The organism is Hahella sp. CR1 (assembly GCF_029813005.1).
Lineage (GTDB): Bacteria > Pseudomonadota > Gammaproteobacteria > Pseudomonadales > Oleiphilaceae > Hahella.
Window position 1 is genome coordinate 1 of the sequence record NZ_JAPELK010000035.1, and the last position, 3,072, is coordinate 3,072.

A 3,072-nucleotide genomic window follows, 5' to 3' on the forward strand; every position below is an offset into this window, starting at 1 on the left:
AGGCTTACTACGCTCAAACTTTTCTTTTGCCATTTGACCATCCCCTAAAGAAATGCAGCAGCCGAGACTTCAGTGAATTAATTAGTGGAGCTCATGACCGGAATTGAACCGGTGACCTCATCCTTACCAAGGATGTGCTCTACCGACTGAGCTACATGAGCAAAACCAATACCACAAAGCGTGGAGCGGGCAGCGGGAATCGAACCCGCGTCATCAGCTTGGAAGGCTGAGGTAATAGCCACTATACGATGCCCGCACTTGAATAAGTGGTGGAGGGGGCTGGATTCGAACCAGCGAAGCTTGCGCGTCAGATTTACAGTCTGATCCCTTTGGCCACTCGGGAACCCCTCCCAGAACAGGCTCACCCACCACAAGGTGAAACCCTAAAAAAAATGGAGCTGGTGGACGGAATCGAACCCCCGACCTGCTGATTACAAGTCAGCTGCTCTACCAACTGAGCTACACCAGCTCTATATCTCGCCTGTTTCGCGAGGCCGCTATATTAGGGAAGTTCCACACCCGATGCAACACTTTTACAAAAAATTTGTCTTTTATTTGTCTTTACGTTTTTTTCATCTAAAACTTTATCTACTCTCGCCATAGTTTGAAGGTTAACCTCATCCTTTGTGGCCACCCAATACTCGAGCCTCCCCTTTGGAACTTCCTTAATCTTAGCGTCATAACCTTCGCTAATTCTTTGCTTAAGCAAGCGATTCGCCGAGTCTACATTTTTGAATAAGCCCAAAGAAATACCATTTCGCAGCTCCCCCTGACTAATCAGGTAGCTATCAATCTTCCTCACCTGAAGTTCCCGCAGCTTTATTATCGCCGTCTTACGACTTTCCATTGGCTCCAAATAGACCCAATACTCAGGCGCTAGACTGATGTCCTTTGGAAATGCAACCGACTCTACACTCCTTTTTGCCAAAGCCATTCTCAAGCCCTGAGCAAGGGCATCCTCCTCAAAAGGCCCCATCAAAAGGCAAAGCTTCTCGCCTTTCGAGACAGGAGTTTCGGGCGCCTTTTCTACGCCAAGCTCAACAACTACCTTTTCTTCCCTCACATCCACTTCACTAAGTAAAGTTAAGCGGTTAGCGCCAGTTTCAGATAAAGCCACCCTATTACGAACCTCCTCCAATCCTTCTCGTTTTTGCAGTTCGAGCCATTGAACAGCGAAAACAAGCCCATTCAACATAAGCAGAGAAATAAAGATCCAGCGCACAGGTTCAACCCCAATCAGTTTACAGGAACGCCATTACCGACAATTCGCAATCCATCCAAAACTAGCTCTTCTATGTAGACATAAGCCTTGTCATCCCCTAATAAAGTACCCACACCTCCGCCAGTGCAGACAACTCGGCTTTCGGCAAACTTACGGGTCACACTTAGAACAAAAGCTTTCTGCATTGAAAACACCCCCCTCTCAATACATTCCCTGGTGGAACCGCCCGGAGCAATCTCAGAGTCAACTCCATAACTCCCTTTAAGCGCCGCAGTGCTCACATTCAAAGCATTCAACATTAGCGCAGCCCCAGGAGCAATATACCCCCCTTTATGCACCCCAAATCTATCGACATAGTCCACCGTAACCGCGGTGCCACAATCAACAACACACAAATCCTCGGGGTACTTATTGTAGGCTGCAACCAAAGCCAACCATCGATCAACTCCTAAGGTCGCATAATCCGTATAAGCATTAACTAGTCGGCCATATGACGGAGCCGTTTTCGCCCAGAATACATTTGTAATATTTTTGAGAGCCTCTCGCAGAGAGTCATTAACCTCTTTCGAGGCAACACTACTAACCAGAGCCCTATCAACCCCCTCAGTAGGAATACTCCATTTGCCCGCGATCGATCCGTAGTCGACATTCCCGCGGACCAACACTCGGCCGGACTCAACCAAACGCCATTTTAACCCTGAGTTTCCCGCATCAAAATCGAGCTCTCTCATGAAACAGGCCTAACTGTAATCTCTCCTCCAGCAAGGGATCTGAGCCCCCCATCCTCACCTCGAACAAGCGCATACCCCTCATCGGAAACACCCAAATATTCTCCACTCCAACACTCATTTCCGCTCGAAACCATTACCTGCCGCCCTTTGAGCAAATCATACTTATCCCATAATCCTTTCAAGCCAAGAAAGCCCTTAGATTTATATGATTCAAGACAAAGCAAGACAGAATCAATCAGAGCTACACATAGCTGATTCCGGTCCACTCCCGCCTCACACACATCATTCAATGCCGTCCAAGGCTGATCGATACCCCTACCCGCCTCAGGTTGCATAAGTACATTAACCCCCAAGCCAACGACCACATGCACAGGTCCTTCCTGCTCACCCTGCACTTCCAACAACAGTCCCGCCAGCTTTCTCTCTGAATACCAAACATCATTCGGCCACTTAAGAGAAACTTCTATGTTGCATACAGTATTTATAGCGTCAGCAACAGCAGCCCCAATCGCAAGGCTCAAACCATTTAGAACCGAAAATCCGCCAGGCAATCTGACAGCTACACTCATATATATATTTTGAGCAAATGGGCTAACCCAAACCCTACCCCGTCTTCCCCTCCCAGCTGTTTGCCTCTCAGCAAGGAGAATGTCATATAAACCTACGGGCAAATCCCGACTACTTTTAAGAAGCTCTACGTTAGTGGACCCCACAGAATGCGCCACGTTAAACTCACGTAGCTTATCTTTCCAACGCCCCTCTAAAGCATCTCGCAGTCGCGACTCATCAAGCAGATGTAAAGGATGCTCAAGCCGATACCCCTTACCTTTAACCTTCTCGACTTTTAACCCATAAGTCGCCAACTGCGAAACATGCTTCCACACCGCAGTTCGAGTAACACCTAGAAGTTCACCTAGCTCAACACCAGAATGAAACTCTCCGTCAGAAAGAATTCCGACCAATCTATCATTCATATACAAAGCCCTTGCCCACTTCCTTTAAAAGGGAAGCTTTCGATTATGACAAAGTTCCTACCAGCCCAAAACCACTAAATCATGAAGACACCACGCTCACAGAGTAGACGTATAATTTCACCCTCACAGCTTACCGGCGGTTGAA

At 47.7% G+C, this 3,072-nt stretch carries 3 protein-coding genes and 4 tRNA genes; all 7 read right to left on the bottom strand.

The features are described from left to right. Window positions 1-85: 85 nt before the first annotated feature. The 7 genes from ONV78_RS31755 to ONV78_RS31785 all read right to left on the bottom strand — a co-directional run bounded on the left by ONV78_RS31755 (window position 86) and on the right by ONV78_RS31785 (window position 2,927). A tRNA-Thr gene (locus ONV78_RS31755) sits at window positions 86-161 on the bottom strand. A 20-nt stretch (window positions 162-181) separates the two neighbouring features. Beyond that, window positions 182-256: transfer RNA gene (locus tag ONV78_RS31760), tRNA-Gly, on the bottom strand. A gap of 11 nt (window positions 257-267) precedes the next feature. Beyond that, window positions 268-351, bottom strand: a tRNA-Tyr gene (locus ONV78_RS31765). A 42-nt stretch (window positions 352-393) separates the two neighbouring features. Next, window positions 394-469: transfer RNA gene (locus tag ONV78_RS31770), tRNA-Thr, on the bottom strand. Window positions 470-502: 33 nt separating this feature from the next. Continuing rightward, entirely contained in the window at window positions 503-1,222 is a 720-nt protein-coding gene (locus ONV78_RS31775; RefSeq protein WP_279508601.1) for a hypothetical protein, read from the bottom strand. Window positions 1,223-1,236: 14 nt separating this feature from the next. Further along, on the bottom strand, window positions 1,237-1,953 hold the full coding sequence (locus tag ONV78_RS31780; RefSeq protein WP_279508603.1) for a type III pantothenate kinase: 717 nt from the start codon (window positions 1,951-1,953) through the stop codon (window positions 1,237-1,239). Beyond that, the gene (locus ONV78_RS31785) at window positions 1,950-2,927 is read right to left on the bottom strand and encodes a biotin--[acetyl-CoA-carboxylase] ligase (protein ID WP_279508604.1); all 978 of its coding nucleotides are present in this window, start codon (window positions 2,925-2,927) and stop codon (window positions 1,950-1,952) included. Before ONV78_RS31785 ends, ONV78_RS31780 begins: the two co-directional genes overlap by 4 nt. Between the last annotated feature and the right edge of the window lie 145 nt (window positions 2,928-3,072).